This window comes from Nonomuraea sp. NPDC050691 (assembly GCF_040654455.1).
GTDB lineage: Bacteria > Actinomycetota > Actinomycetes > Streptosporangiales > Streptosporangiaceae > Nonomuraea.
This window is the reverse complement of sequence record NZ_JBFAIA010000023.1, coordinates 22425-44340: the sequence shown is the minus strand read 5'-3', so window position 1 is coordinate 44340 and position 21916 is coordinate 22425. Positions and strand designations below refer to the sequence as shown.

The following is a 21916-nucleotide window of genomic DNA, read 5'->3' as shown; positions in this document are numbered from 1 at the left end:
GGTCAGATGGTGCCGGTGACCTCGGCGGCCCCGGGCACGTCGCTGAGCGGACGCGAGGCCGGACCGGTGTACCTGGCGCTCGGGCGGACCAGACGGCCCGTCTTCTTCTGCTCCAGGATGTGCGCGGCCCAACCGGCCGTGCGGGCGCAGGTGAACATCGAGGTGAACATGTGCGAGGGCACCTCGGCGAAGTCCAGGACCACGGCGGCCCAGTACTCCACGTTGGTGGCCAGCACACGGTCGGGCTTGCGGGCGTGCAGTTCCTCCAGCGCCGCCTGCTCCAGCGCGGCCGCGACCTCGTAGCGCGGGGCGTCGAGCTCCTTGGCCGTACGGCGCAGCACACGGGCCCGCGGGTCCTCGGCGCGGTAGACGCGGTGGCCGAAGCCCATCAGCCGCTGACCCTTGTCCAGCTCGCTCTGCACGTACTTCTTGGCGTCGCCCATCTGCTCGACGCCCTCGATCATGTGCAGCACGCGGGCCGGGGCGCCGCCGTGCAGCGGGCCCGACATGGCACCCACGGCGCCGGACAGCGCCGCCGCCACGTCGGCGCCGGTCGAGGCGATGACCCGGGCGGTGAACGTCGAGGCGTTCATGCCGTGCTCGGCGGCGGAGGTCCAATAGGCGTCGATGGCCTTGACGTGCCGGGGGTCCGGCTCGCCGCGCCAACGGATCATGAACCGCTCGACGATCGTCTTCGCCTCGTCCACACGGCTCTGCGGCACCATCGGCAGGCCGAGGCCACGCGCCGACTGCGCCACGAAGGACAGGGCCATCACCGAGGCGCGGGCGAGCTGGTCACGCGCCTCCTCGTCCGAGATGTCGAGCAGCGGCTTGAAGCCGTACGCCGGGGCCAGCATGGCCAGGGCGCTCTGCACGTCGACCCGGATGTCACCGGAGTGGACGGGAATGGGGTACGGCTCCGCCGGGGGCAGGCCCGGCTGGAACTTGTTGTCCACCAGCAGGCCCCAAACGTGCCCGAACGGGACACGGCCGACCAGCTCCTCGATGTCGACGCCCCGGTATCGAAGGGCGCCTCCTTCTTTGTCCGGTTCCGCGATCTCGGTCTCGAAGGCCACGACGCCTTCGAGGCCGGGTTTGAAGTCGGACATTATTGGCCGCCTCCCTTTCTTGCCATGTTCCGGCAATGCCTTGATGTCGAGATACCGGCGGGTCAATTTAACCCCCTGCCGAGTCATGCTCGGTCTCCGGACCCGTTGAAACGCCATCGCCCCAGGTCGGGGGCTCGGTATGGGGTCCGCGGCCGGGCGCGCAAGAATACCGTCTCGTGGATGCCACCTCGCGCCCGCCCTCTCTGGCCGGGCTTCGCCGCACGTACGAGGGCGAGCCGCTGCTCGAATCCGGGGCCGCCGCCGATCCGATCACCCAATTCAGCGTCTGGTTCGAGGAGGCGCTGCAGGCGGGCGTGCCCGAACCGAACGCCATGGTGCTGGCCACGGCCTCGGCCGGCGGCCGGCCCAGCGCCCGCACCGTCCTGCTCAAGGGCTACGACGAGCGGGGCTTCGTCTTCTACACCAACTACGAGTCGCGCAAGGGCCGCGACCTGACCGAGAATCCCCGGGCCTCGCTGCTGTTCCCCTGGCACCCCATCCGCCGCCAGGTGCGCGTCGAGGGCTCGGTGATGCGCCTGTCGCACGAGGAGTCGGCCGTCTACTTCCGCTCCCGCCCGTACGGCTCGCGCATCGGCGCGTGGGCGTCGCGGCAGAGCGCGGTGGTGCGCTCGCGGGAGGAGCTGGACGCCCGCTATGAGGAGCTGGCGGCGCGCTGGCCGGACGATCCGCCGGTGCCCGACTTCTGGGGCGGCTACCGGGTCGTGCCGCTGGAGGTGGAGTTCTGGCAGGGGCAGCTCGACCGGATGCACGACCGCCTCCGTTACCGGCGAACCGGATCCCGGTGGGTCTTGGAGAGACTTGCCCCCTAATGTGCCTTAAGTGGCAATCGGGGAGCTGGTTAGACGTCATTTACTGGACACCCGGCCGCTGGGCGTGCCCGCGTACCGGCGGATCTGGATCGGCCAGTCCGTCTCCCACGTGGGCAACGCCGCGACCCTCGTCGCGGTCGGCCAGCAGGTCTACGTCCTCACGCACTCGTCCCTGTGGGTCGGCCTGCTCGGCATGGCCAACTTCGTCCCGCTGGTCGCCTTCGGCCTGTGGGGAGGAGCGGTCGCCGACGCCGTGGACCGGCGCCGCCTCCTGCTCGCCGGCTCGGCCATCTCGTGGGCCGGCACCCTGGTCGTCCTGCTCCAGGCGCTCCTCGGGCTGAACAACGTCCACGTCCTGCTCGCGGCCGTCGCGCTGAGCGCCACCGGCTTCGCGATCAGCTCGCCCACCAGGGGCGCGATCATCCCGCGCGTCCTCACCCCCGAGCTCGTGCCGGCGGCCAACGCCCTCAACTCCCTCGTGTACAGCCTCGGCGCCATCGCCGGGCCGATGCTCGGCGGCCTCGTCCTCGCCTGGTCCGGCTACGCGGCCGTCTACGCGCTCGACGCCGTCCTGTTCGGCGCCGGCCTGTACGCCGCGCTGCGACTGCCGCCGCTCCCGCCGCTCGGCGAGGTGCGCCGGCCGGGCGCCCGCGCGGTGATCGAGGGGCTGCGGTTCATCCTCGGCAGCCAGGTGCTGCTCATGTCGTTCGTGGTCGACATCATCGCGATGGTGCTCGCCCTGCCTCGGGCCCTGTTCCCGGAGGTGGCGGCCGAGCGGTTCGGCGGCGACCCCCTCGCCCTCGGCTGGCTCAACGCGGCCATGGCGATCGGCTCGGCCGCCGGGGCGCTGTTCTCCGGCTGGGTCGGCCGGGTCACCCGGCAGGGGATCGCCCTGGTCGCCGTCATCGCCGTGTGGGGCCTCTCGGTCGCCGCCGCCGGGCTCGTCCACCAGTTGTGGGCCGTCGTGGCGTTCATGGCCGTGGGCGGGGCGGCCGACGTCGTGTCGTCCGTGTGGCGGCAGTCCATCCTCCAGCTCCACGCGCCCGACGAGATGCGCGGCCGCATGCAGGGGGTCTTCCTCGTGGTCGTGGCCGGCGGGCCGCGGCTCGGCGACCTGCGGGCCGGCGCCACGGCCGTCGCGTTCGGGCTGGGGGCGGCCTGGGTGGGCGGCGGGCTGGCGTGCGCCGCCGCCGTGCTGGCCGTCGGCCTCTCCGTCGCCCGCTTCAGGGACTACCGGGCGCGCTGACCGTACGAGGCGGCCTTCCCGCGAGCCCGTACGGCGGGCTCAGGCCGCGCCCTTGACGGTGCCCGCGGCGACCCGGAGGTCGGCGAGCAGGCCCGCGTAGGCCGCGTCCCGGTCGGGGGCGCGCAGCACCGCCGACGGGTGGATGGTCGCGATCGCCAGCGCGTCACCCAGCGGCACCGGCTCGCCCCGCTGCCGCGTCACCCGGAAGGCGGCCCCCAGCAGCGACCGCGCCGCCGTCGCGCCCAGCACCACGACCACCTCCGGCTCCACCAGCGCCAGCTCGGCGCTCAGCCACGGCCGGCACGCCTCCACCTCGGCCGCCGTCGGCTTCTGGTGGATGCGCCGCTTGCCCCTGAGCACGAAGGAGAAGTGCTTGACCGCGTTCGTCACGTAGATGTCGTCGCGGTCGATTCCGGCCTCCTCCAGCGCCCGGTCCAGGATCCGCCCGGCGGGCCCGACGAACGGCTCGCCCTTGCGGTCCTCCTGGTCGCCCGGCTGTTCGCCCACCAGCATGAACCTGGCCCGCGCCGGCCCCTCGCCGAAGACGGTCTGAGTGGCGTTCCGGTACAGGTCACAGCCCCGGCAGCAGGCCGCCGCCTCACGCAGAGAGTCCAGATCGAGGCGGTCGGGAAGGAACGGGGCCGCCCCGTTGTTGCCGTCCATTGCCATCGCTGGTCCTTGTCCGCAAGTAGGGTTTCCTCTGACTTGTGTGCCCGAGGCGGACGGGCTCAGTCCCCGCCGTGACCGGCGTAGCATTCCAGTTGGGAGGAGCCTTGACCGCACACGGCCTGATCGACACGACGGAGATGTATCTCCGGACGATTTACGAGCTCGAGGAGGAGGGCATCGTCCCTCTCCGGGCGCGCATCGCCGAGCGCCTCCAGCAGAGCGGCCCGACGGTGAGCCAGACCGTGGCGCGCATGGAGCGCGACGGACTGGTCCGCGTCGAGGGCGACCGGCACCTGTCGATGACGGAGCTGGGCCGCACGCTCGCCACGCGCGTGATGCGCAAGCACCGCCTCGCCGAGTGCCTGCTGACCGAGGTGATCGGCCTGCCGTGGGAGGAGGTGCACATCGAGGCGTGCCGCTGGGAGCACGTCATGTCGGAGTCGGTCGAGGCGCGGCTGGTGACGCTGCTGCACAACCCCACGACCTGCCCGCACGGCAACCCCATCCCCGGCCTGGCGGAGCTGGGGGCCAAGGAGCCGGCCGACGAGACTGGCCTGTCCATCCTGACCTCGATGTCGGCGCTCGCCGGCCCGCGGGACGTACCGGTCGTCGTGCGGCGAATTAGCGAACAAGTGCAAAGCGATCCCGCCGTGATGCTTAAACTCAAGCAAGTTGGGATACAACCCGGACGCGAGGTCACGCTCGCGGCGAGCGACGACGGTGTACGGGTGACAGGTGACGGTGACGCGAACAACACTCCCGCGGAGCTACCGCGCGACGTTGCCGCGCACGTTTTCGTCTCCAAGCGCTGACGCGCGCGCTGCTGCTTGGTTGAATCCCTCGAGGGAGGCCCTCCACTCCCCTCCGGTCAAGACTGTTGCAGGAGCGCCCGTGGTTCGCTTTGCGCACATGCCTCCCCGAGGAGTGGTCTCCGGATGAAGCGCTGGGGGGATCTGTCCGAGGACGCGGCCGACCATCTCGCCGCGGAGTCCGTCCTGGACCACGCCGAGATGGCCGTCGTCGTGACCGACCGCTTCAGCAACCTGCTGTACTGGAACCCCTTCGCGGAGAAGCTGTTCGGGCGGCCCGGCAAGTCCGTGGCGAGCGACTCGTCGGTGCTGTCCCTCGGCATCCTGGAGAAGGACCACCCGCTCGCGATCGAGCTGGCCAAGCACGTGCTCAAGGGCGGCGTCTGGGAGGGCACGTTCGACGTGCGGCGCGGCGACGGCACGATCGTCTACGTGCGCGCCCAGGCCGTGCCGCTGCGCCACTCCTCCGGCTCGGTGACCGGCATCGTGATCACGGCGCGCGAGGCGCTGCGCAGCAACGAGCGTGAGAAGGACCGCTTCGGCCTGCTGGAGCGCATCGGCGAGCGGCTCGCGGGCTCCCTGTACGTCGAGGAGACCCTCAAGCGGGTCGCCGAGATGCTCGTCCCGCAGTTCGCCGACCACTGCTTCATCGAGCTGATGGAGGGCGACCGCCTGGTGCGCCGGGTGTCGCAGCACGTGCAGGGCTGGACCCCGCCGCCCGGCACCTGGAAGCCGGTCGGCGCGGAGATCCGCTACCCGCCCGGCCACTACGCCGACGTCGCGATGCGCCGCCAGGAGACGATCCTCGTCGAGGACTTCTCCTCCAGCAGCTTCCCGGCCCCGAGCGAGAACAGCGCCAAGCTGTGCGGCGAGGTCGGCATGACCTCCGCGATCGTGGCGCCGCTGTGCGTGCGCGGCGAGACGCTCGGCCAGATGTACCTCGGCCTGTCCAACCTGACCGACCGGCGCAGCCCCCACTACGACGCCTTCGACCGCGACTTCGTCGGCGCCATCGCCACTCGGGTCGCGCTCGCCATCGACAACGCGCTGCTGTTCGAGGAGGAGCGGCACACCGCCGAGTCGTTCCAGAAGCACCTGCTGCCGCGGGCGCTGCCGAAGCTCGACGGCCTGCAGATCGCCGTGCGCTACTACCCGGCGGCGCCGCTCGCCTCCCACGGCCAGGGCATCCAGACCCAGGTCGGCGGCGACTGGTACGACGTGATCCCGCTGTCGGCGGGCCGGGTCGGCATCGTCATCGGCGACGTCGAGGGCCGGGGCGCCCGCGCCGCGGCGATCATGGGGCAGCTCCGCGCCGCCCTTCGCGCCTTCGCCCAGGACGACAAGTCGCCCGCCGACATCCTCGCCCGGCTCGACGAGTGGACGCGCATCATCGCCACTCCCGAGAAGGACGACAACGGCGCCGACGTCAGCGTCCCGCCCATCGTGACCTGCCAGTACCTCGTCTACGACGCCTGGTCGCGCACCCTGTCGTTCGCCAACGCCGGCCACGCGCCGCCGCTGCTGCTGGTCGACGGCCAGTGCGTCGAGCTGGACATCGAGGAGGTCGGCCAGCCGTTGGGCGTGCGCGCCAAGGGCCTGCACGCCGACCTGGTCTACAAGGAGCAGACCCGGGTGCTGCCGCCCGGCGCCGCCCTGCTGCTCTACACCGACGGCCTGGTGGACCGCCGCCCCAACCGCGACGGCCGGATGCCGAGCGACGAGGAGACCCTCGGCGTGCTGTGCGAGAAGCTCGCCAAGCACGCCGACGCCGAGGTGGAGCGGGTCGCCGAAGCCGCCACGGTGGCCGTGCCCGGCGAGATCGACGACGACATGGCGATCCTCGTGGTCCGCTCCAGCCAGGCCGATCTGGACGTGGAGGAGCGCACGTTCCCCGCTCAGCCGATCATGGTGGGTGAGGCGCGGCGCATGGCCTCCGAGGCGTTCGACGCCTGGAACGTACCCGAGGAGCGGGCCGAGCTGGCCTGCCTGCTCGTGTCCGAGGTCGTCACCAACGTGGTGCTCCACGCCGCCAGCGCCAGCGTGCCGCGCCGTGAGCTGACCGTGGACGGTCCGCTGCCGTTCGACGAGTCGTGGGACGTGCCGGGCTTCGAGGACGAGGTCGTGGGCGAGAAGGAGTTCACGCTGCGGCTGCGCCGGGGCGACGAGGCGGTCTGGGTCGAGGTGTTCGACCAGGACCTGCGGCTGCCGCGCATCCGCAGCGCGGGGGAGAACGACGAGGGCGGCCGCGGCCTCTACCTCGTCGACCAGCTCGCCCGGCGTTGGGGCTCGCGTCCTACCAGGGAAGGCAAAGCCGTCTGGTTCGAGATTCCCACCCGTAGCCGCTGAGTGGTTCACTCCTCAGCATGGAGTTGGCCTTCGAGCGGCGCGGCGCCGGTCCGCCGCTGATCCTCGTCCACGGCATCGGCCACCACTGGCAGGCATGGCTGCCGGTCATGGACCGGCTGGCCGCCTCACGCACGGTGATCGCGCTCGACCTGCCCGGCTTCGGGGTCTCCCCGCCGCTGCCCGCCGGCACGCCGTACACCGCGGAGGCGCTGGCCGACGCGGTCGAGGCGTTCTGCGAGCTGCTGGGTGTGCGCGAGCCACACGTGGCGGGCAACTCGCTGGGCGGCTACATCGCGCTGGAGCTGGCCTCGCGCGGCGCGGTCCGCACCGCCACCGCGCTGTCGCCGGCCGGCTTCTGGTCGCCCTCGGAGCTCCTGTACGGCCGGACGGTGCTGCGTGCCCTGCGCGCGGCGGCCACGGCCCTGCCGCCCGAGCAGGCGGCCCGGGCCGCCTCCACCTCGGCGGGCCGGGCGCTGATCGCCGGTCTGCTGGTCGCCCACCCCTCCAGGCTGGCGCCGGAGGCGCTGGTGGCCGCCTCGCAGGCGATGGCCGCCGCGCCGGGCTTCGAGGAGACGCTGGAGTCGTTCGTCGGGATGATGCCGCCCGCCCCGCCCAAGGCGCCGATCATGATCGCCTGGGGCGAGCACGACCGGCTGCTGCCGCGCCGTCAGGCTGTACGTGCCGCCCGGTGGTCGGGTCAGCGGACCAGGCTGCTGCTCGGCTGCGGGCACCTGCCGATGAGCGACGACCCGGAGCTGGTGGCCAGGGTGCTGCTGGAGGGCAGCGGCGGCTAGGCGGCTTCGAGGTTGGCCGCCATGCGGCGGAGCACGTCGATGGTGGCCGCGTACTCCTCCCGGCTCACCCCCTTGGCGGCGCGGCGGCGGATGCGGCCGACCTGCTCCGCGAGTGCCGTGTGCGCGCGCCGTCCCTCCTCGGTGAGCCCGGCGCCGTCGGCCCACCCGCGGGCCGCCAGGCGTTCCCGCGCGTCGTCCACCCCGGAGAACGGGGAGAGCTCGGCGCGGGGATCGTCTCCGGCGGCCAGCACGTTGAGCACCTGCCACTCCCGGCGTGACACCCCTTCCGCGTTGAGTGTGCTGATGAGGGTGCCCTCGAACAGCTCGTCCAGGTGCTTGATCCAGTAACCGATCATCTTCTGCATGGATGTATAATAGCAATCATATGTATGATGACAACTACCTTGAGGCAGTCGAACGCGCGATGGTCGCCATCCGGCGAAGGCAGAGCAGGCGCGCCCTGGCGCGGCTGCACGGCGCGCCCGCCCCGGAGCACGAGGTGCTGGACGTGCTGGAGGCGGCGGGTGAGCCGGTGACGGTGTCGGCCGTCGCCGAGGCGCTGTCGGTCGACCAGCCGCGGGCGAGCCGTCTGGTCGCGGCGGCGGTGTCGGCCGGCCTGGTCCGGCGCGAGGCCGACCAGGCCGACGGGCGCCGGGCGCTGCTCGTCATGACCGAGGCGGGGCGGGAGGCGGTCGAGCGGGCCCACCAGGGCAGGCGCGCGACCTTCGACCGGGCCATGGCCGGCTGGTCCGACGACGAGCGCGCGCAGTTCGCGCTGCTGCTCGGACGCTTCGTCGAGTCGCTGCCGGGCGGTTAGTTAACGGAAGGTCCGGCCCCAGAGGAGCAGCATGACGATCACGAAGACGATCACGATCCCGACGTAGCCGACGGGGCCCAGGCGCAGCGCGCGCCGCACGCGGTTCAGGCCCCAGGCGAACAGCAACGCGAGGAACACCAGAAGGATCAGGCCGCCGTCCATGGTGCCCAGTATGCGTCGCCGGAAGGCCCGGCGCGCGGGGCCATGCCGGGTCTGCGCCGGGAGTCGCGGGCCGGATGCCCGTCAGAAGCCGAACGACCGGCCGATGATCTCCTTCATGATCTCCGTGGTGCCGCCGTAGATCGTCTGCACGCGGCTGTCCACCCACGCCTTGGCCACGGGGTACTCCATCATGTACCCGTAGCCGCCGTGGAGCTGGAGGCAGCGGTCGATGACCTTGGTCTGCAGCTCGGTGGTCCACCACTTGGCCTTGGCCGCGTCCACCGGGGTCAGCCGCCCCGCGTTGAGCGCGAGGACGCACTTGTCGACGTAGTGCCGGGCGATCTCCGTCTCGGTGGCCAGCTCCGCCAGGACGAACCTGGTGTTCTGGAACGACCCGATGCTCCGGCCGAACGCCTGCCGGCCGCGGCAGTACTCCACGGTCTGCTCCAGCACGGTCTCGGCCGCCGCGACCGCGCCCACCGCGATCGACATGCGTTCCTGCGGCAGGTTGCGCATGAGCTGGAAGAATCCCTCGCCCTCGCCGGGGCCGAGCCGGTTGGCCACGGGCACGCGCACGTTCTCGAAGAACAGCTCGGCCGTGTCCTGCGCCTTCATGCCGATCTTGTCGAGGTTGCGGCCCCGGCCGAACCCCTCCATCCCGCGCTCCACGACCAGCAGCGTGATGCCCCGCGCCCCGGCCTCCGGATCGGTCTTGGCCACGACCACGACGAGGTCGGCGTTGACGCCGTTCGTGATGAACGTCTTCTGGCCGTTGAGCACGTAGTGGTCGCCCTCGCGGACGGCGGTGGTGCGCACGCCCTGCAGGTCGCTGCCCGCGCCGGGCTCGGTCATCGCGATCGCCGTGATCAGCTCGCCGCTCGCGAAGCCCGGCAACCACCGCTGCCGCTGCCCCTCGTCGGTCAGCTCCACCATGTACGGGGCCATGACGTCGTTGTGCAGCGAGAACCCGAGGCCGGTGGCGCCGTGGCGCATGATCTCCTCGACGATCACCGTGTTGTACCGGAAGTCGGTGACGCCGGCGCCGCCGTACTCCTCGGGGACCGAGAAGCCGAACATCCCGATCTCGCCGGCCTTCTTCCAGACCTCGCGCGGGACGAGGCCGTCCTTCTCCCAGCGGTCGTGGTGCGGGACGACCTCCCGGGCCATGAACTCGCGCACGGTCTCGCGGAAGAGCAGGTGCTCCTCCTCGAAGAGGTCTCGCTCCATCGGTCTCCTCCAGCACAGGCGATGCGAACGCCAGAATACGATTCTGTTACCCCGAGGTATACCCCGGTTGAGCGCCCGCTTTGTGGCGTGGACACGGCTTCATCACAAGTGCCGAACATCGCCGGATTGAAAGTGGAATCGCCCTAAGATCTACCTTCGGTCGATGTGTGTCGGGAGTGTCCGGTGAATCGGTGGCGCAAGACGTTGATCGGCGCAACGGTCGGCATGGCCGCGTCCGCCGCCTTCGTGGCGGCATCCCACCCTGGGCAGGCCGAGGCTTCCCTGGTCGTCACCTATCTCTGCGGCGACGGCATCGCGGGAGCAGGGGTCAAGGTCGAGGCGAGGGTCACGCCCAGGATCGCGGCCGGCGGCATGCTCGACGTCGGCTGGTCGCTGAGCTACCTGGAGGAGAACAGAAGGTTCGGATCTCCGGGCTTCTTCGCCAAGGGCTCCACGCTCGACCTCGAAGGCGTGGTGGACATCACCGGAGCCTGGAGGGGCCAGTTGCGGCCCACCGGGTTCAAGGAGCAGCCCGAGCTGGTGCCGGGCGACTTCCTCGACCTGCCGGAGGGGCTGTCCGACGCGGGGTCGATCCAGCGCCCCGGAAAGATCCGCGTGAAGCCGGGCGCCTTGACCGTCAGGTTCAAGCCCGCCAAGGGCGAGGTGATGGTCAACAACTCCAACAAGGCCATCAAGTACGACCCCCCATGGTGGTCACACGGCACTGAGGAGGAGTTCGGCGACCACCTCTATGACCTGAGTGAGACGGGGGAGCAGAACGCCTCCGCCGAGCTCACCTTCACCGGCACGCAGGTCGCCTACATCGGCAGGCGCGAGCGGGACCTCGGGCCCGTGCGGGTGTACCTGGACGGCCGCGCCGTGACCGACCCGCTGGTCGAGCCGGGCAAGGACACCAACGGCACGCCGATGACCGGGACCAGGTCCAAGGAGGTCCTCTGGAAGTCGCCGGTGCTGACCTACGGCCCGCACACCATCAAGATCGTGAATGCCGAGACGAAGAAGGCGTACCTCGACGCCTTCCGCGTGACCACCGGTGACAGCGAGGCGCCTCCGCCGTACGACGAGGCGCACTGCGTGATCCAGGGAGACCCCGGCGCCATCGACCTCGTCGTGCCCGGCGCCACCCCGACCGGCCCCACGACCAGCCCCACGCCGACGAGGCCCACCCCCACGGTGACGACCCCGCGGCCGACGGGCACCGGAACCGGCACCCCGACCTCGCCGAACCCGACCAACACCTGGCCCTACTCCCACAGCCCCGGCACATCCCACATCAGCGTGGTCACCGGAGGCGTGCGAACGGCCACGGCCACGGCGACGGTGACGCCGACCCGGTCGCCCAAGGCGACCACCACCAAGTACGTGAAGGCCCAGGTGGCCAAGACCCCCAAGGGCGGGGTGGACACGGGTGAGGCGCCGGAGCCCGCGAGTTCCTCGTACGGGCTGATCGCCGGCGGCTCGCTGCTGCTGATGGGGAGCGCCACGGGCGGGCTGCTGCTGCGCCGGCGGCAGGCCGCGCACGCCGGAGGAGGCCGCTGATGAGCGAGCAGACGAACGGGCACACGAACGAGCCGACGCCCGAGCCGACGAACGGGCTGACGTCCGGGCAGACGCCCGAGCTGACCTCAGGGCAGACGCCGGGGCAGACGGGCGAGCGCGCGCGGGCGCGCAAGGCGGCGCTCAACAAGGCGATGCCGGGGCTGCTGGTCGCCGGCTCCCTGGGCGGCGTGGGCGCCATCATGGCCGGGCTGCTGTCGCTGGCCCCCGCCGTGGACGACGGCTCGGCTCCCGTCGCGGGCGTGGTCGCGCAGGGCGAGCCGAGCACCGTGCAGATCCAGAACGCGGGCGCCTTCGTCCTGTCGCCGACGGTCGGCCCGGGCGGCAAGGACGCGCCCCTGACCCCGGCCCGCCTCGACGCGCCGCCGCCCCCGGCCGCGGCCCCGGTCGTCGCGCCGATCCCGCCCGTGAAGACCACGGCCAAGAAGAAGCCCGCGCCGACCCGCATCAAGATCCCCAAGATCAAGGTCAACGCGCTGATCGGGTCGGTCACGGTGGACCTCAAGGGCAATCTGACCACCCCGCCGCTGTCCAAGCCCAACCAGACGGGCTGGTACCGCTTCTCGCCCGTCCCCGGCGAGCTGGGCCCCTCGGTGATCAACGGCCACGTGAGCACCCGCAAGGGCGCCGCCGTCTTCTCCCGCCTGCGGGAGCTGGCCAAGGGGGACGCGATCTACGTGTACCGGTCGGACAAGAAGGTGACCAAGTTCACGGTCAGCGGGATCGAGCAGGTCGGCAAGACGTCGTTCCCGACCGGCCGGGTCTACGGCAACACCACGAACGCCCAGCTCAGGCTGATCACCTGTGGAGGCGTCTTCAACAAGACGGCCCACTCCTACACAGACAACGTCATCGTCTATGCGACCTTGTCCAAGAAGAAGGGCTAACGCCGTATTTGCGCGGGTTTCCCGGTTTACAGGAGATTTACAGGGACAATTCGTAGGATCTCAACCTAACCGTGACCAGTGGCTGCCAGTCTGGTACGCCTGTTGAACCTGTGCCGAAACGGAGAAGGACAGTGCTGACGTCCAAGGCGAGGCGCCGCCTCGCCCTCAAGACATCCGCCTTAGCCGCAGCAGGTGCAGGTATCTTCGGTGTCGTCCCCGCCGTCGCCGCCCTCGCCACCCCGGTGGACGTGGTCTACAGCTGCACGGGCCAGGTGGGCGGGGTCGCCTCCAACGTGCCCTTCCAGATGGAGCTGAAGACTCCGCTCGTGCAGCCCACCGCCAGCGCGACCGTCACCCTGACGTGGGAGATCCGCCAGCCCACCGCGACTCAGAGCCAGCTCCTCGCGACCGCCGCGATCACGCCGTCGAGCGCCGTCGTGGCCGAGGGCACGGTGACCCCGAGCGGCAGCCCGGTGCCGAGCACGGCGGTGACCGGAGGCGCGACCGCCTCTCCCTACGCGACCGTGACCTCGAACGCGCCCATGCCCCTGCCGACCATGACGTTCCTGGTGCGCCCCACCGCGACGGGCACGGTCGCCGTGAAGGGCGGAGGCTTCTCGCTCAAGGTCAACGGCACCACCTGGTACAACTGTGCGCCTGGCGCCTCCGGCGGTCCCTCGATGAACCTCGTCGTCGGCACCGGCTCGCCGTCGACCAGCTCCAGCCCGTCCCCCAGCACCACCCCCACCACCCCGACCCCCACCCCGAGCGCCACCAAGACCACCCCCACCCCGAAGCAGACCAAGACGAGTTACGTCACCGTGGTCGAGACCCCCAAGAAGCGCTCGTCCAGGACCCCCAAGGCCGGGGCGAACACCGGTGCCGGTGGTGAGATGGGCCCCGACGGGCGGATGTTCGTGCTGGTGGGAGCCGCGTTGATCCTGGCCGCGGGCGTCGGCGGGCTGGCGATGCGCCGCCGCGGCATCAACAAGGGCTGACGGCGCCATGGCCCAGCATCACCCCTACGGAGGCGAGCCGCCCGACGACCCCGGCGGGCGGGTGCTGCGAATCGTGCTCATCCTGGCCGCCATCGCGGGTGTGATCACGGTCGTGGCCGGCATGCTGATCGTCTTCAACTCCCCCGAGGAGTACGGGCTGGCCTCCTCGCAGCGCGACCAGCTCGCCCTGGGCTCCCAGCCCGACGGCAAGGCCACGGGCCAGCCGGCGCAGGCGCTGTTCAACGCCGCCCCGACGGTGCCGCCGCCTCTGCCGCTGCCCGACCCGGCGCCGCCGATGATGCCCTCCAGCCCGGTCCGCATCGTGATCAAGAAGCTGGGCGTGAACGCCCCGATCAAGTCGCTCGGCCTGGCCAAGGACGGCACGATCCAGGTTCCGCCGGCCGCCAACCCGAACCTCGTGGGCTGGTACCGCGAGATGGCCACCCCGGGGGAGGCCGGCGCCGCGGTCATGCTGGGCCACAAGGACACCTACACGCGCAGCGCCGTCTTCAGCCGCCTGCACGAGCTGCGCAACGGCGACACCGTCGAGGTCAAGCGCCAGGACGGCGTCACGGCGGTCTTCACGGTCGGCGGCATCGAGCAGGCCAGCAAGAAGACGTTCCCCACCGAGCGCGTCTACGGCAGCCGGGCCAACGCGCAGCTCCACCTCATCACGTGCGGTGGCACGTACAACCACGTGAGCGGTCACTACACCGATAACATCATCGTCTACGCGACGATGACGAGCTCCTACCGAAGCTGATCGCGGAGGCGCGCATGGGCTGGATGGCGAAGCGGAGACTGCGTACTGGCCCGACGGCGGCGTTGCCCGCCAAGCCGGCCCGCGGCGAGGTGCTGCGACTGGTGCGGCTGGCCGACCCCGACGCCCGCGAGGACGGTGAGGACGTCGTCGCGGCCGACGTCCGGGTCCACGCGCCGGTGGAGGCCGAGCCCGATCTGGTGGGCGGCGTGCTGGAGCAGGTGTGGGCGGTGCGGGTGTCGGCCGAGGGGCCGCTGCCGTTCGACTTCTTCGACCGCTACCTCGCCGAGGGGCTGGCGTTGCGGCTGGGCGGGCTCGCGGTGTGCCGGGGCGAGGTGAGCGATCCGGCCGACGAGGAGGGCGGCGGTCCCGCCGTGATCGTCCCGGTACGGCCGGCGGACGACGAGCTGCGCCCCCTGCTGGAGGCCGAGCTGGGCGAGGTCGAGCAGGAGGAGGAGTTCGTCCACGCGGGCGACGGCGTGCGGGTGCTCGTGGTGCCGCAGAAGGGCCGGCCGCCGGCCGTGGGCGAGTTGCTGCCGTTCGCCTCCGACCTGACGGCGATCGAGCTGCGCGGCGACGACCTGGAGCGGCTGGGCGCGTTCGCGCTGCGGCTGGCCGAGGCGTTGAACGGCCTGGTGGTGGACCGGTGGCGGTTCCGGGTGGACGCCGTGGCCGATCTGCTGCCTCCGGCCGGGAAGGCGTAGAGCATCGTTCTGTTGTAGTCTCTCCCTATAACCGAATAATGCTCGGTTTCAGGAGGCACTGTGGCAGAGGCGTACATCGTCGGGGCGGTCCGCACCCCGGTCGGCAAGAAGAAGGGCGGCCTTTCCACCGTCCACCCCACGGACCTGGCCGCGCACACGCTCAAGGCGCTGATCGACCGCACCGGCGTCGACCCGGCGGCGGTCGAGGACGTCATCATGGGGTGCGTGATGCAGTTCGGCCCGCAGAGCATGGACATCGCGCGCAACGCCTGGCTGTCGGCGGGGCTCCCCGAGACCACCGCCGGCGTCACGATCGACCGGCAGTGCGGCTCCTCGCAGCAGGCGATCCACTTCGCCGCGCAGGGCGTGCTGTCCGGCACCCAGGACCTCGTCGTGGCGGCCGGCGTCGAGTCCATGAGCGTCGTGCCGATGGGCTCGTCGATCACGGCGGCCCTGGAGAAGGGCATGCCGTTCCCGTTCGGTGACATGTGGGTCGAGCGTTACGGCAAGCAGGAGATCTCGCAGTTCCGCGGCGCGGAGCTGATGTGCCAGAAGTGGGGCTTCACCCGGGAGGAGCTGGAGCGGTTCGCGTTCGAGTCGCACCAGCGGGCGGCCAAGGCCGTCGCCAACGGCTACTTCCGCGACCAGATCGCGCCGGTCAACGGCGTCGAGGACGACGAGGGCCCGCGTCCCGACACGTCGCTGGAGAAGATGGCCGAGCTGAAGACGCTCAAGGAGGACGGCCGGATCACCGCGGCCACCTCGTCGCAGATCTCCGACGGCTCCGGCGCGGTGCTCATCGCCTCCGAGCGGGCCGTACGCGAGCACGGCCTCTCACCGCGCGCGCGGATCCACCAGCTCGCCCTCATGGGCGACGACCCGGTCTACATGCTGACCGCGCCGATCCCCGCCACCCGCAAGGCGCTGGACAAGGCCGGCATGTCGATCGACGACATCGACGTGGTGGAGATCAACGAGGCGTTCGCGCCGGTGCCGCTCGCCTGGACCAAGGAGCTCGGCGCCGACCCGGCCCGGGTCAACCCGAACGGCGGCGCCATCGCCCTCGGCCACCCGCTGGGCGGCACGGGCGCCATCCTCATGACCAAGCTGCTGCACGAGCTGGAGCGCACCGGCGGCAGGTACGGCCTGCAGACGATGTGCGAAGGCGGTGGCCAGGCCAACGTCACCATCATCGAGCGGCTCTGACCCGCGAGTGGTCCAGCGCGGCGCCCCGGCCCCACGTGGAGGCCGGGGCGCCGCGGTGGTGTGCGGGGGCCCATGGCGTAGCGGGCCGCGCGCCGCACTCACCACCATCCCGGTAGTGGTCTAGCGCCCCTTGGGCGGAATGCGCCGCGGCGGCGCGATCGGCCGCTGCGGCAGTTTGGGCATCTTCCGCGGCACCGGCGAGGCCGGATTCCCCGGAAGACTCGGGGCGTTCTTCTTTCGCTTACCGCTGGCACGTACTCGCATACGAGGCTCCTTCACGTGACTCGCGACGCGGCCATGGAACGCCGGTCGACAAGCTCAGCTGCCGCGTCTGAAACGGATTCGCCGGCGGGTGTGGACACCGCACGGCGGATGGGCTGCCGAGTGGCCGGGCCGATGTCGGCCCCGGCACATCACAGGTAGAAGCGCATGTCCTAGACGGTAAGGGGCGGCGTGGAAGGGGCGCAACCGATTATTCGGCCTCCAGCCGCGTGGGGGCGGTGTTGTGCACCTGCTGGAAGATGACCGACGTGCGGAAACCCGCGATCTCGCGCCGCTTGCTCAGCCGGTCCAGCAGGAACGCGTGCAGGTGGTCGAGGTCCTGCACGGCCACGTGCAGCAGGAAGTCGTCGCCGCCCGCCAGCACGAAGACGCTGAGCACCTCCGGCAGCTCCGCCGCCGACTGCTTGAACGCGTCGATGACCTCCCGGCTGAGCGGGCGCACCTGCACCGACACCATCGCCTGGACCGGCCGGTTGAGTGCCGCGGGGTCGATGTCGGCGTGGTAGCCGCGGATCACGCCCCGGCGGGTGAGCGCGCGCACCCGCTCCAGGCAGGTGGAGGGCGCCACGCCCAACTGGCGGGCCAGCTCCCGGTTGGACTGGCGCGCATCTGTTTGGAGAAGGCGCACGATCGCCGAATCTAGTTCGTCCATGACGGCAGTCTGGCACCGGTTCCGCCCGTCTGTTCGGTCACTTCCCTATCAAGGCGGGCGAATGACTAGTTTTTCGCGGTATGACAGGACAGATCAGTGGGCGGCTGGGGGCCGCGCAGGGGACGGCCTTGCTCGTGGGCGCGGTGCTGGGGCCGGGGATGCTGGTGCTGCCGCACCTCGCGGCAGCCGCGGCGGGGCCCGCCTCGGTGCTGGCGTGGGCCGCGCTGCTGCTGCTGAGCGTGCCGGTGGCGCTCACCTTCGCCGCGCTCGGCGCCCGCTACCCCGACGGCGGGGGAGTGGCCAGCTTCGCGGCGCTGGCGTTCGGGCGGCGCGCCTCGGCGGTCGTCGGCTGGTGGTTCTACGGCGTCATCCCCGTGGGCACGCTGGCCGGGGCGCTGGTGGGCGGCGAGTACGTGGCCGCCGCCCTCGGCGTGGACTCCCGGGCCGGCACCTGGGCGGTCGCCGTGGCGCTGCTCCTGCTGGCGTTCGCCGCCAACGCCGCCGGGCTGCGCACCTCGGGACGGCTCCAGCTCGGCATGGTGCTCGCCCTGGTCGCGGTGCTGGCCGTCGCCGTGGTCACGGCCGCGCCGCACGCCGAGGCCGTCCGCTTCGCCCCCTTCGCCCCGTACGGCCTGCCGGGGGTGGTGGACGCGGCCGGGGTGCTGCTGTTCGCCTTCGTCGGCTGGGAGGCCGCCAGCCACCTGTCGGCCGAGTTCGCCGACGGCCGCGGGCTCGCCCGGGCGACCGTGGCCACCCTGGCGATCATCACGGTCCTCTACCTGGGCGTGGCCTTCACCACGATCGGCGTGCTCGGCCGGGGCGCGGCCGAGACCACTGTGCCGCTGGCCGCGCTCCTGGAGATCGGCGCCGGCTCCGCGGCCCGGCCGGTCGTCGGCGGCGTCGCGGTGCTGCTCACCTTCGGCGCGATCAACACCTACGTCGCCGGCGCCTCCCGCCTCGGCGCGGCGCTGGCCAGGGACGGCGCGCTGCCCGCCTGGTTCGCGCGGGGCGGCGGGCCGGGCAGCACGCCGTACCGGAGCCTCGGGCTGCTGGGGGCGGCGACCGTCGTGGTGACCGTCCTGGCGCTGGTCTGGACCGTGGACCTCGACACGCTGATGCGGGCCACGTCGGCCTGCCTGGCGGCGGTGACCGCGGCCGGCACGGCGGCGGCCGTGCGGGTGCTGCCCCGCGGGCGGCTGCGAGTCATGGCCGTGGTCGCGACCGTGCTCGCGCTCGCCGCGCTCGCCTGCTGCGGGCCGTACCTGCTGGTGCCGGCCGCGCTGGCGCTGGTGGCCTTGGTGGCGACGCGCGCCTCGGCCCGCCGCCCGGTGGCGCGCGTGACGATCCCTTGAGACGGCGATCACCTGTGGTGACGCTTCCTTGAGGTGACCCCGCCGGAGCGCCGGGTACACAGGCATCCCCAGGGAGCGTAACGTCGGCGGGAGGATGCCATGAGCGAGTACGCGAAGGCGAGAGAGCTCGGCGAGCAGGCCCGCGAGAAGGAATGGACCCGCCCCAGCTTCGCGAAGCAACTGTTCCTCGGAAACTTCCGGCTGGACCTCGTGCGCCCGGCGCCGGCCCCCGCCGATGAGGCGGCCAAGCGGGGTGAGGAGTTCGTCCGGGCGGTACGCAAATTCCTCGACGCGCACGTCGACCCCGCCGAGATCGAGCGCACCGCCCAGGTGCCCGACGAGGTGGTCAAGGGCCTCGCCGGGCTCGGGGCGTTCGGCATCACGATCAGCGAGGAGTACGGTGGGCTCGGCCTGCCGTACCTGTACTACTGCCGGGCCCTGATGCTGGTCGGCTCATACTGCCCCGCGCTGGCCACCCTGCTGTCGGCGCACCAGTCGATCGGCGTGCCGCAGCCGCTCAAGCTGTTCGGCACCGAGGAGCAGAAACGCGAGTACCTTCCCCGGTGCGCGCGGGGCGAGATCTCCGCGTTCCTGCTGACCGAGCCGGACGTCGGCTCCGACCCCGCCCGGCTGTCCACCACCGCGGTGCGCGACGGCGACGAGTACGTCCTGGACGGCGTCAAGCTGTGGACCACCAACGGCGTCGTCGCCGACCTGCTCGTCGTCATGGCCCGCACGGGGGAGAAGGTCAGCGCGTTCGTCGTGGAGGCCGACACGCCGGGCATCACGGTGCAACGGCGCAACAGGTTCATGGGGCTGCGCGGCATCGAGAACGGCGTCACCGAGTTCCGCCAGGTCAGGGTGCCGGCCCGCAACCTGATCGGCCGCGAGGGGCAGGGCCTGAAGATCGCCCTCACCACGCTCAACACCGGCCGCCTCTCCCTGCCCGCCACCTGCGCGGGCAACGCCAAATGGGCCGTCAAGATCGCCCGCGAGTGGGGCAACGCCCGCGTCCAGTGGGGCCGCAGCGTCGGGCGGCACGAGGCCGTCGCCACCAAGATCTCCTTCATCGCGGCCACCGCGTACGCCCTGGAGGCCGTCTGCGACCTGACCAGCCGCATGGCCGACGACCAGCGCAACGACATCCGCATCGAGGCCGCCCTGGCCAAGCTGTACGCCTCGGAGCTGTCCTACCAGGTGCTCGACGAGCTGGTCCAGATCAGGGGCGGCCGCGGCTACGAGAGCGCCGAGTCGCTGGCCGCCCGCGGTGAGCGCGGCGTGCCCGCCGAGCAGATGCTGCGCGACTCCCGCATCAACCGCATCTTCGAGGGCTCCTCCGAGATCATGCGCCTGCTCATCACCCGCGAGGCGGTCGACGCCCACCTGTCGGCCGCCGGCGAGCTGATCGACCCGGACGCCTCCCCGCAGGCGCGCGCCCGGGCGCTCAAGAGGGCCGGCGCCTTCTACGCCCGCTGGCTGCCGACCCTCGTGGCCGGCACCGGCAACCTGCCCACCTCGTACGCCGACTTCGGCCCGCTGGCCGCGCACCTGCGGTACGTGGAGCGGACCAGCCGCAAGCTCGCCCGCTCGCTGTTCTACGGCATGTCCCGCTGGCAGGGACGCCTGGAGCACCGGCAGGCGTTCCTCGGCCGGATCGTGGACGTCGGGGCCGAGCTGTTCGCCATGACCGCGGTCTGCGTCAGGGCCGAGGAGGACGCCGCCGACCTGGGACGCCGGCCGTACGAACTGGCCGACACCTTCTGCCGGCAGGCCAGGCGGCGGGCCGACGCCCTGTTCGCCCGGCTCTGGGACAACAGCGACAGCGCCGACGTCCGTCTGGCCCGGTACGTGCTCGACGGCCGCTACGGGTTCCTGGAGGAGGGCGTCCTCGACCCGTCGATCGAGGGACCGTGGGTCGGCGCGCCCGAGGGCGGGGAGAACGTCCGCAGGAAGATCACCTGACTCCGGTCTAGACCAGTCTCGGCCACTTTCTGCCTCAGATGTTGCCGAACCGAGACGATCCGGTATAGACCGGCTGCCGAAAGCAGGCTTACGCTGACGCAAACGCGTGGCGCGATGGCTCACGCACCCCCAAAACCCTCTGGGCGGGACGGCGACTGGTACGGACCAGCAGGACCCCGTCCGACGAGAAGGCGGTACTACAGGTGAGAATCAAGCTTGCGGGCGGCGCCGCTCTCGGCGTGGCGGCCATGCTGGTCCTGTCCAGTTGCGGCTCGGGCGGCTCCGGCACGGCCGGCGACCAGAAGGCCTCCGAAGGAGGCGCGGTCACGCTGAAGATGGTCGCCGCCGACTACGGAGACGGCCCCGGCAAGCCGAACTCGGGCGAGACGTTCTGGAAGGGCGTCGTCGACGAGTTCCAGGCGGCCAACCCGAACATCAAGGTCGACGTCCAGGTCATCAACTGGAACGACATCGACAAGCAGGTCGCCACCATGGTCCAGAACGGCCAGGCGCCCGACATCCTGCAGACCGGCGACTACTCCGGCTTCGTCAAGGACGGCCTGCTCTACAAGGTCGACGAGGTGCTCTCCCCGAACGTCTCCGGCGACATGCTGCAGAAGTTCGCCGAGTTCGGCAAGGTCGACGGCGCCGCCTACGGCATCCCGTTCGTCTCCTCCGCCCGCGCCCTGTTCTACAACAAGGACCTGTTCGCCAAGGCCGGCGTCGCCGAGCCGCCCAAGACCTGGGACGAGCTCAAGGCGGCCGCCGAGAAGCTCAAGAAGGCCGGCGTCAGCCAGCCGTTCGGCCTGCCCCTCGGCCAGGAGGAGGCCCAGGGCGAGTCGTTCCTGTGGATGCTCGGCAACGGCGGCGGCTACAAGGACGCCTCCGGCAAGTGGGCCATCAACTCCCCGCAGAACGTCGAGACGTTCACCTACCTCAAGGGCCTCGTCGACGCCGGCCTGACCACCCCGAACCCCGGCACCAAGGACCGCAAGACGGTCTGGGAGGACTTCGGCGCCGGCAAGGTCGGCATGGTCAACGGCGGCCCCATGTCCATCCCGATCTTCGATGCGGCCGGCCTGAAGGACAAGTACGGCGTCGCGCCCATCCCCGGCAAGTCCGGCCCGCTCGACACCACGCTCGGCGTCATGGACTGGATCATGGCGTTCAACAAGAACGGCCACGCCGCCGAGATCAAGAAGTTCTTCGACTTCTTCTACACCGGCTCCGCCGCCCAGAAGATCAGCGACACGTACAAGCTGCTGCCCGTCACCACCAGCGGCATCCAGAAGCTGTCGGGCGACGAGAAGCTCAAGCCGTTCCTCGACGCCCTGCCCAACGCCAGCTTCTACCCGTTCCAGGACCCCAAGTGGGCCGACGTGAACCCGGCGATCAAGCAGACCATCGGCGGGGCCGTCAAGGAAGACCCGGCCAAGGTGCTCGGCGAGCTCCAGAAGGCCGCTGACGCCAGCTGACCCCTGGGCACCGTACGGCCGGCCGTCTCGCAGCCGGGACGCCGGCCGTAC

The 21916-nt window shown here is 71.3% G+C and carries 21 protein-coding genes; 15 read left to right on the top strand and 6 right to left on the bottom strand.

What is annotated here, in order from left to right; genetic code table 11:
* Positions 1 to 2: 2 nt before the first annotated feature.
* On the bottom strand, positions 3 to 1109 hold the full coding sequence (locus tag AB0H81_RS12905) for a citrate synthase 2 (protein ID WP_358373250.1): 1107 nt from the start codon (positions 1107 to 1109) through the stop codon (positions 3 to 5).
* A gap of 176 nt (positions 1110 to 1285) precedes the next feature.
* Between AB0H81_RS12905 and pdxH the strand changes: the two genes are divergently transcribed.
* Positions 1286 to 1939 carry a pyridoxamine 5'-phosphate oxidase gene (gene pdxH / locus AB0H81_RS12900; RefSeq protein WP_358373247.1) on the top strand — a complete coding sequence of 218 codons (654 nt, stop codon included), beginning with the start codon at positions 1286 to 1288 and terminating at the stop codon, positions 1937 to 1939.
* A gap of 10 nt (positions 1940 to 1949) precedes the next feature.
* The gene (locus tag AB0H81_RS12895) at positions 1950 to 3185 is read left to right on the top strand and encodes an MFS transporter (RefSeq protein WP_358373244.1); all 1236 of its coding nucleotides are present in this window, start codon (positions 1950 to 1952) and stop codon (positions 3183 to 3185) included.
* A 39-nt stretch (positions 3186 to 3224) separates the two neighbouring features.
* On the opposite strand, the gene AB0H81_RS12890 is transcribed toward AB0H81_RS12895, so the two are convergent.
* Positions 3225 to 3854, bottom strand: coding sequence for a UdgX family uracil-DNA binding protein (locus tag AB0H81_RS12890; RefSeq protein ID WP_358373241.1), 630 nt, complete (start codon positions 3852 to 3854; stop codon positions 3225 to 3227).
* Positions 3855 to 3958: 104 nt separating this feature from the next.
* Here AB0H81_RS12890 and AB0H81_RS12885 point away from each other — a divergent pair, with 104 nt between their 5' ends.
* The 3 genes from AB0H81_RS12885 (at position 3959) to AB0H81_RS12875 (ending at position 7803) form a co-directional block, all read left to right on the top strand.
* Positions 3959 to 4666: a metal-dependent transcriptional regulator gene (locus tag AB0H81_RS12885; RefSeq protein WP_175595504.1), complete on the top strand. Its 708-nt coding sequence runs from the start codon at positions 3959 to 3961 to the stop codon at positions 4664 to 4666.
* A gap of 123 nt (positions 4667 to 4789) precedes the next feature.
* Positions 4790 to 7009 carry a SpoIIE family protein phosphatase gene (locus tag AB0H81_RS12880; RefSeq protein ID WP_358373237.1) on the top strand — a complete coding sequence of 740 codons (2220 nt, stop codon included), beginning with the start codon at positions 4790 to 4792 and terminating at the stop codon, positions 7007 to 7009.
* A 17-nt stretch (positions 7010 to 7026) separates the two neighbouring features.
* Positions 7027 to 7803: an alpha/beta fold hydrolase gene (locus AB0H81_RS12875; RefSeq protein WP_358373235.1), complete on the top strand. Its 777-nt coding sequence runs from the start codon at positions 7027 to 7029 to the stop codon at positions 7801 to 7803.
* On the opposite strand, the gene AB0H81_RS12870 is transcribed toward AB0H81_RS12875, so the two are convergent.
* Positions 7800 to 8168, bottom strand: a complete 369-nt coding sequence (locus AB0H81_RS12870; RefSeq protein ID WP_358373232.1) for a MarR family transcriptional regulator — start codon at positions 8166 to 8168, stop codon at positions 7800 to 7802. The genes AB0H81_RS12875 and AB0H81_RS12870 overlap by 4 nt on opposite strands.
* A gap of 20 nt (positions 8169 to 8188) precedes the next feature.
* Here AB0H81_RS12870 and AB0H81_RS12865 point away from each other — a divergent pair, with 20 nt between their 5' ends.
* Positions 8189 to 8620 carry a MarR family transcriptional regulator gene (locus AB0H81_RS12865; protein WP_358373229.1) on the top strand — a complete coding sequence of 144 codons (432 nt, stop codon included), beginning with the start codon at positions 8189 to 8191 and terminating at the stop codon, positions 8618 to 8620.
* Here AB0H81_RS12865 and AB0H81_RS12860 read toward each other — a convergent pair whose 3' ends face one another.
* Complete coding sequence (locus AB0H81_RS12860) at positions 8621 to 8782, bottom strand: hypothetical protein (RefSeq protein WP_358373226.1); 162 nt, start codon at positions 8780 to 8782, stop codon at positions 8621 to 8623. It lies immediately after the preceding gene.
* An 81-nt stretch (positions 8783 to 8863) separates the two neighbouring features.
* Positions 8864 to 10009: an acyl-CoA dehydrogenase family protein gene (locus AB0H81_RS12855; RefSeq protein ID WP_358373224.1), complete on the bottom strand. Its 1146-nt coding sequence runs from the start codon at positions 10007 to 10009 to the stop codon at positions 8864 to 8866.
* 183 nt (positions 10010 to 10192) lie between these two features.
* Here AB0H81_RS12855 and AB0H81_RS12850 point away from each other — a divergent pair, with 183 nt between their 5' ends.
* The 6 genes from AB0H81_RS12850 (at position 10193) to AB0H81_RS12825 (ending at position 16142) form a co-directional block, all read left to right on the top strand.
* Complete coding sequence (locus AB0H81_RS12850) at positions 10193 to 11569, top strand: hypothetical protein (protein WP_358373221.1); 1377 nt, start codon at positions 10193 to 10195, stop codon at positions 11567 to 11569.
* Positions 11569 to 12474 (top strand): class F sortase, encoded by a 906-nt coding sequence (locus tag AB0H81_RS12845; protein WP_358373218.1) that lies wholly within the window; start codon positions 11569 to 11571, stop codon positions 12472 to 12474. The genes AB0H81_RS12850 and AB0H81_RS12845 overlap by 1 nt, the downstream gene beginning before the upstream one ends.
* Before the next feature lie 131 nt (positions 12475 to 12605).
* Entirely contained in the window at positions 12606 to 13472 is an 867-nt protein-coding gene (locus AB0H81_RS12840) for a hypothetical protein (protein ID WP_358373215.1), read from the top strand.
* Positions 13473 to 13479: 7 nt separating this feature from the next.
* Positions 13480 to 14235, top strand: a complete 756-nt coding sequence (locus tag AB0H81_RS12835) for a class F sortase (RefSeq protein WP_358373213.1) — start codon at positions 13480 to 13482, stop codon at positions 14233 to 14235.
* 23 nt (positions 14236 to 14258) lie between these two features.
* Positions 14259 to 14936 carry a hypothetical protein gene (locus tag AB0H81_RS12830; RefSeq protein ID WP_358373210.1) on the top strand — a complete coding sequence of 226 codons (678 nt, stop codon included), beginning with the start codon at positions 14259 to 14261 and terminating at the stop codon, positions 14934 to 14936.
* 60 nt (positions 14937 to 14996) lie between these two features.
* Positions 14997 to 16142, top strand: a complete 1146-nt coding sequence (locus AB0H81_RS12825; protein WP_358373208.1) for an acetyl-CoA C-acetyltransferase — start codon at positions 14997 to 14999, stop codon at positions 16140 to 16142.
* A gap of 472 nt (positions 16143 to 16614) precedes the next feature.
* Here AB0H81_RS12825 and AB0H81_RS12820 read toward each other — a convergent pair whose 3' ends face one another.
* Positions 16615 to 17076, bottom strand: coding sequence for an Lrp/AsnC family transcriptional regulator (locus AB0H81_RS12820; protein WP_358373205.1), 462 nt, complete (start codon positions 17074 to 17076; stop codon positions 16615 to 16617).
* Between the two features lie 80 nt (positions 17077 to 17156).
* On the opposite strand from AB0H81_RS12820, the gene AB0H81_RS12815 reads away from it, so the two are divergent.
* The 3 genes from AB0H81_RS12815 (at position 17157) to AB0H81_RS12805 (ending at position 21865) form a co-directional block, all read left to right on the top strand.
* Complete coding sequence (locus AB0H81_RS12815; RefSeq protein WP_358373203.1) at positions 17157 to 18428, top strand: APC family permease; 1272 nt, start codon at positions 17157 to 17159, stop codon at positions 18426 to 18428.
* 99 nt (positions 18429 to 18527) lie between these two features.
* Positions 18528 to 20390 (top strand): acyl-CoA dehydrogenase family protein, encoded by a 1863-nt coding sequence (locus AB0H81_RS12810; protein WP_358373200.1) that lies wholly within the window; start codon positions 18528 to 18530, stop codon positions 20388 to 20390.
* A 203-nt stretch (positions 20391 to 20593) separates the two neighbouring features.
* The gene (locus AB0H81_RS12805) at positions 20594 to 21865 is read left to right on the top strand and encodes an extracellular solute-binding protein (protein WP_358373197.1); all 1272 of its coding nucleotides are present in this window, start codon (positions 20594 to 20596) and stop codon (positions 21863 to 21865) included.
* The last annotated feature ends 51 nt before the right edge of the window (positions 21866 to 21916 follow it).